This is a genomic window from Rhodohalobacter sulfatireducens, from assembly GCF_022012475.1.
Taxonomy (GTDB): Bacteria; Bacteroidota; Rhodothermia; order Balneolales; family Balneolaceae; genus Rhodohalobacter; species Rhodohalobacter sulfatireducens.
Map to the genome: position 1 here is coordinate 23,206 of NZ_JAKLWS010000045.1, position 6,900 is coordinate 30,105.

The 6,900-nt window shown below is 38.9% G+C and carries 5 protein-coding genes; 1 reads left to right on the forward strand and 4 read right to left on the reverse strand.

Features of this window, described 5'->3' with window-relative positions:
- Positions 1–4: 4 nt before the first annotated feature.
- The 3 genes from L6773_RS19770 to L6773_RS19780 all read right to left on the reverse strand — a co-directional run bounded on the left by L6773_RS19770 (position 5) and on the right by L6773_RS19780 (position 3,004).
- On the reverse strand, positions 5–1,105 hold the full coding sequence (locus L6773_RS19770) for a DegT/DnrJ/EryC1/StrS family aminotransferase (RefSeq protein WP_237856331.1): 1,101 nt from the start codon (positions 1,103–1,105) through the stop codon (positions 5–7).
- Between the two features lie 97 nt (positions 1,106–1,202).
- Positions 1,203–1,895 carry an acyltransferase gene (locus L6773_RS19775; RefSeq protein WP_237856332.1) on the reverse strand — a complete coding sequence of 231 codons (693 nt, stop codon included), beginning with the start codon at positions 1,893–1,895 and terminating at the stop codon, positions 1,203–1,205.
- Positions 1,896–2,047: 152 nt separating this feature from the next.
- Positions 2,048–3,004: a Gfo/Idh/MocA family oxidoreductase gene (locus tag L6773_RS19780; RefSeq protein ID WP_237856333.1), complete on the reverse strand. Its 957-nt coding sequence runs from the start codon at positions 3,002–3,004 to the stop codon at positions 2,048–2,050.
- Positions 3,005–3,299: 295 nt separating this feature from the next.
- Here L6773_RS19780 and L6773_RS19785 point away from each other — a divergent pair, with 295 nt between their 5' ends.
- Complete coding sequence (locus tag L6773_RS19785) at positions 3,300–4,166, forward strand: sulfotransferase (RefSeq protein ID WP_237856334.1); 867 nt, start codon at positions 3,300–3,302, stop codon at positions 4,164–4,166.
- 2 nt (positions 4,167–4,168) lie between these two features.
- On the opposite strand, the gene L6773_RS19790 is transcribed toward L6773_RS19785, so the two are convergent.
- Positions 4,169–6,900: Ig-like domain-containing protein (locus L6773_RS19790; RefSeq protein ID WP_237856335.1), on the reverse strand; the 2,732-nt coding region annotated here is incomplete at its 5' end.

Below are 6,900 nucleotides of genomic sequence, written 5' to 3' on the forward strand. Positions count from 1 at the left end.
TTAACTATTCTTTTAAAATTTCCTTTATAGACGAAGAGATCAAATCCTGTTCATCACTAGTTAAAAATGGATGCATAGGTAAGCTTAATACTTCTCTACTGGCCTTTTCCGATTCGGGAAAATCGCCCCATTTGTATCCAAGGTGACTAAATACAGGCTGCTCGTGAAAGCAAGAAGGGTAATAAACACCAACCGGTATTCCTTCACTCTTCATTTTTTCAACTGTCTGATCCCGCATTCTTTTATCCACCCGAATGGTATACTGTGCAAATACATGGGTATTTCCTTTCGCTATTTTAGGTGTTACTACTGTCTCACTTAATAGCTCATTGTAATGTGCGCCAATTTTTCCGCGTAGCTGTACTTCATTGCTAAAGTCTGGCCACTTTGCTAACAAAACAGCTGCTTGCAGTGTATCAAATCGCCCATTCGTACCAACATGTGTATGATAGTGGCGCCTTTGGCCTCCGTGTGTTCGAATGGCACGCATTGAATCTGCTAAATCAGTATCATCCGTAAAAAGAGCGCCGCCATCTCCGTAACAGCCTAACGGTTTAGCGGGAAAAAATGAGGTGCTGCCGACCAATGTAGCACCACAACTTTTTTTACCATTTTGAGTTGCACCAAAACTTTGAGCCCCATCTTCAATCACGGCGATATTATACTTATTTGCTACTTCATTAATCTTTTCAAGGTCTGGCATCTGTCCGAACAAACTTACAGGAATAATGGCTTTAGTCCGTTCAGTGATGGCTTCTTCCAGTTTTGATGTATCGATATTAAAAGTTTCATATTCAATATCTACAAAAACAGGAGTAGCTCCCACCAGCATAATAACTTCCGCAGAACTGATCCACGAAAATGGCACAGTAATCACTTCATCTCCCCTTCCAATCTCAAGTGCTCGAAGTGCAATCTCCAAAGAGTGAGTACCACTCGAAGTGGTAATACAGTGTTCTACCCCCGTGTACTCCGCAAGAGTCGATTCAAGCTCGTTCACTTCCGGCCCCATAATATATTGCCCGTGTTCAAGGACCTTCTGCATGCGAGTATCGATTTCGTCTTTGTATTGCTGATATTGAGTTTTAAGATCTATGAATTCCATCTTCTGATCGTTATTAAGTTCTTTTTATTAACTGCAGTGTTCGCGAAGAAATGCCAAGTTTACTTCTAATCGACTAAGCATTTACCGCGGTTATCCTCTATTTTTTAAATTCGTCATATGTTTTTTTGCCTTTAGACAGATCCACCGGTAGCGGCTCATCCTCATCTAAATCCAGACATCGCAATACTTTCCTTTCCCCATGCCCCTTCTCTCCTGAATCCTGTAACTTGTACCTATATCCTGATTCCGGACAAACCATATTTCCATCTCTATCCAGATCATTCAGCTTATGGCCGTGACGGCTCATCCATCCTTTTTGACGGGCAGGATTGCCAAGCATCAATGCATAATCTGGGATATCTTTAGTTACAACACTTCCTGCGCCAATAAATGCGTACCGGCCAATGGTAATACCGCACACAATTGTGGCATTTGCTCCAATGCTACACCCCCTTCCAAATAATGTATTTTCATATAGAGATTGTCGATTTACCTGACTTCGAGGATTTGTAACATTCGTTAAGACACAACTTGGACCAAGAAATACTTCATCTTCTAAAACACAACCGGTATAGATAGAAACATTGTTTTGTACTTTTACCCTATTGCCAATTTTAACTTTTTGGCCCACAAATACATTTTGGCCAAAAACACAATCCTCTCCTATCTCAGAATTTGATGAAATGTGACAGAAATGCCAGATTTTAGTTCCTTTGCCTATGGCAACAGGTTCATCAACGTACGCTGATTCATGAATTTTAACATTTGTTAAATCATTTTTATTTGGCATTACTCAAAATTCACTAGTTAATTGGATTGTTTGACGAATGTAAGATTCTGAAGATTTAAAATTTATCCCTCTAGAACTTTACATTATTTTCGATTTTAAGAAAAACTAACATCTACAGGGGAAGCAATAATCTTAATTTTGATAAATTAATTCTAATCACTCAATTGCTTTTTTATGCTCGGATGTAACTGCCCTGTTGGTTTTTGGGTCAGTTTCATTGTCCTTAATTTGTGAACTAATTCAATTGAAGGCCGTGCGTCTTCTATACCAAATCCGTTACCATTCAGTGTTTCCTCGTAGACTCTCGTATGTAAGTCGGTAAAACCACCGCTGAATTCAATTTCCTCTCCATCCAAAGTAATTGAGCGAAATGTTCGTTGGGATTCATCAGCATTATCTGGGATATCCTCAGGCTCCAATGACAAAAACCACTCTACATCAGCGTTTGGCAACTCTAAGAAGCCCCCCATTCTGTTCTCTTGACGAATATAAAGCTCATTTTTTTCCGGTCGCCCGAATAGCCACATTAGAAGATCGAAAAAATGAATCCCTATGTTCGTTCCAATACCACCAGATTGTTCAATATTTCCTTTCCAGGAGTAATGATACCATAGTCCCCTGCTTGTGATATAGGTTAATCGTACTTTATTTCGCTTATCTGTGTCATCGATCTCCAATCTTTGTTTAAGTTGCCGAATAAGTGGATGTACCCGAAGTTGTAAAATTGTCCAAACCCTCTGGTTATATTCTTCTTCCAATTCCTGCAGGATATCAAGATTCCATGGATTCAAGACGAGCGGTTTCTCACAGATAGCATCGGCTCCAACACGAAGTGCCATGCGAATATGTGCATCATGTAGGTTATTTGGTGAACAGATTGATAAGTAGTCTATCCCGTTATCACCATTCTGTCTGCGAATCTTTTCAAGATGACGGTCAAACCGCTCAAATTCAGTAAAAAAACTTGCATTCGGGAAATAGTTATCGATAATACCTACTGAATCATGTGGATCAACAGCAGCAATAAGTTTATTTCCGGTATCTTTAATTGCTTTTAAATGTCGTGGCGCGATATACCCCGCAAGACCAGTAAGTCCAAAGTTTTTCATAGATTAATTCTACGTGATTTTATCAATTAAGTGTATTATGAATAGGCTCTCGCAAAGTTAATAAGATACTTATTATTCTTCGGGTAAGACAACAATAGAGTATTTAAAATTCTCTTAATTAATTCGAGCAAAAACGTATATAAAATTTTCAATTTTATCATTAATTTGGCTAGATACATTTCCTCAAAACAGATATGAGCTAAATGTCTACATTTGAGATTTAGTGCTTTCTCAGAAACCTATTTTACTGGAATTGTATCATATTATCATACACTGAATTCTCTTGATCAATAACATGAAAAACAATAAAGTAATCGTTATCAGTGGTTTTAGCCGGGGAGGCACTAACATTTTATGGAATATCCTGCAATCTCATCCTGAAATTTGTTCAGTCCGATATGAAACGGGTACAATATTTCGAAAAAAAAGACATAAGTTCAGTCGAGTCATCAGCCTTTTTCAAAAAACTGGATTGATTGAATCTAAACTTGGTCAAACCATTTTAGATTACCAATTTTTTCGGTATAAGCGCAGTAATTTTAAACATCCATTTAATAAGTATAAGTTTGAAAATGTAAAATATACGAGACAGGAAGTTATTGACTCTGCTTTATGTTTTAAGTCAACAAATATGGATATCAATTACACTGAGGTTCTTCGCCGGATGTATCCAGATTTGTATTTAATCGCTTTAACAAGAAACGGTTATGCAGTGGCAGAAGGACATAAACGCCGAGGCAGATCAATCGATAGTTTTGCAGATCTTTACTGTGATGTTGCTGATCAAATGCAACACTACTCAAAAACATTGAAGCATTTTAAATTAGTTCGTTTTGAAGATATGCTTAATGATCCGTTTAAAATTGCCAGGGAATTATTTGAGTTCCTGGATTGCAAGCCATTCGAATTGGAGAAACTGAGGCTAAAATCAAAAAAAATAATAACGAATACAGGTAACCATGCTACAAATTTTGGCGAAGAGAATGAAAAGTACTGGTTCGATCGAACTAATATCACAGATCTCATAAAACCAAATGTAAACAGCAATCAGATTAAAAATCTATTGCCTGAAGAAATAATACTCTTCAACAATAAGGTAACAGAAGCTATGAAATATTTTGGTTATGATGTTATTGTACCAACCAAAAAAAGTGACGGTTAGACTCAACGGACCAATAACATTTTTTTGGTATCAACTTTATCCTCTGTTATAAGCCTGTAAAAGTATACACCGGAGGCCAGGTCTCTTAAATCCACCTCAACCTCGTAGTAGCCCGTATTTAGCTCCTCATCCACAACTTCTTTAACGGTTGCACCCAAAATATTCGTTATTGAAATACGTACCTGCATGGGTTCAGGTACAGTAACGGGGATCGTTGTTACACCTCTGAAGGGATTAGGATAATTATTCCCAAGATTTAATTCGCCACCTGAGTCTAAAAATTCAACACTAATGCTCCCGACCTCGAAAGTTGTTCCCTGTATATAGGCCTTATACGTTACTTCTTCAGCCACAGTATTTGTTACTGCAAAAGTTGCTTGTCCATTTTCGTCCGTCTGCGATTCAATCGATTCAATTTCTGAGTTACTTCCCTCTGCTTCAAGGGTAATCTCTTCAGATTCAAGTGCACGGCCTTCAGTGTCTTTAAGAACAACAGTTATAGTATTCTTCTGCTCTCCATTGGCTAAAACTCTTAATTGAGAAGAGTTAATCTCTGATTCTTCCTTTCCTATCTCTACTGTACTGGTTTCAATAACATCCGATGAGTTGCTTGTCTTTGTATAACTCATAGATCGAATCCTGTAGAAATAGGTTTTGCCGGGAAACAATCCGGTTACATTGAATGATAAGCTATTACCAACATCCCGGTTTTCAAAGCCAGGCAGGTATTCGCCAAAGTCTTCTGATTCAGAAACATCTAAATAGTATTTTTGAGCCCCGGGTGCTGTTTCCCATGTTGCAGTAAAACGGGTAACTCCCCGGCTAACAGGAGTCGTTGTAATAGGTACCTCGGGAAACGTTTCAACATGAATCGTCTCTGAATTTGCCCCGATCAGATCATCTTCCTGTGCACGAACTCGATAATAATAGATTGTTCCCGGTTCAAGGTTTGTAATCTCAATATCCGTTGTAAATCCTACATCCAAAGAACTGTAGTTGTTAACAAATGAGCTAAACGTTGTATCTGTTGAAACATCAATTAAATAGGAACTCGCTCCCTGGACCAATTCCCAATTTGCAGTAAACCGATCGGTTTTTACATCTGTACCTGCCAAAGAAACGGGGGCTACAGGTATAAACTCAACAACTGCTTTTGAGGAAACTTCTACATCCGCAGCTTTTCGAAGTGCGGTTGCTGTAAACCTTGTACGACCTGCAGTCTCGCTGCTAACCCTAAATCTTGCACGGCCATCTTCATCTGTAACGTTATTCAGAGCATCGATCTCGACATTTTCCTTGTCTGCTGTTAGCTCAAAAACTACATCCTTTAAATTTTCAGCGTCTTTATCCCGAGCTGTGATGGTAATAGTTGTAGTTTCATCACCATTAGCTTCAACTTGTGTTTTGCCAACCGTGATTGAAGATTCATCCGGATCAACCGTTACAAACTCCACAACGACTGTTTGGTCAACAGTTACCCCCATCCCACGTGCGGTATACTCAACTGACTCTGCTATCTCATTCGTAACTCTGAACTTTGCCTCACCTTCTTCATCCGTAGTAGATTGTATAGTCTGAATTTTCGAACTTCCTCCATTATCGGATAAAGAGATCTCTACTCCTTCCAATATATCCCCATCCACATCTTTTGCGGTAACTGTTATAGTACTATTTGCCACACCATTAGCTAAAACTTTTTCATTGCTTGACTCGACTGAAGATTCACCGGCATTAACACCCGCAAATCGAAGAGAAGCCTGCTGGTTTATTTCAACTCCAAGACCCTCAGCTTCAAAATCTACCGTTTCGATCGCAGTATTTGTCACGTCAAAACGAGCGATTCCCTCCGAATTTGTTTTACTGTTAACACTTTCAATCTCCGCTGTATCACTATCTGAGTTCAATTTTATTGAGATACCTTCCAGAATATCGCCATCAGAATCCCTTGCTGTTACAGTAACTCGGCCGGTCTGCTTACCATTGGCGATTATTTTATTATCCTCAGATACAACACTTGATTCTCCCGCATCAACAGTTACAAATTTTATTGAGGCTGTTTCATCAATTGTATTGCCCATCCCTTCTGCTGAAAAAGTAATTGTCTCCGCCTTATTACTACTTACATTAAAGACGACCTCTCCATCATTGTTTGTTTGTTTTGTTTTATCATCAACTTTTGCATCACTACTGTTCGCACTTAATGTAATCATCACATCTGAAAGAGGATCCCCTTCTACGTCCCTAGCTGTGACTACTATCTCACCCTTTGCATCTCCATCTGCAATTACTTTATCATCATTCGATTCTACGGTTGACTCATCTTCATTAACCGAAACGAATAGTATCGTAGTCTTATCATCAATCGTATCATCTGGTCCCTTCGCAGTAAAAGTAACGCTTTCTTCTTCTGAGTTACTTACATCAAAATATGCTTCTCCATTAGAATTTGTATTGCTGTTTACTTCATCAATGTCGACAGATGAGCTGTTTGATGATAAACTAATCTCTCTTCCAATAATTCTGTCCCCGTCACGATCTCGCGCGACAACTGTAATTCTACCTTTAGCACTTCCATCTGCTATAATTTTACCTTTGTTCGCCGAAACAGTGGACTCCCCGGGATCAATCGTTGAAATTTTATATTGGTGGACGATATTATCGCCATTGGACGTCACATAAAACGTTGTCAGATCCGGTTTAAAGGTAAGTCCTTCTGGGCTTGCCGCCTCCGAGG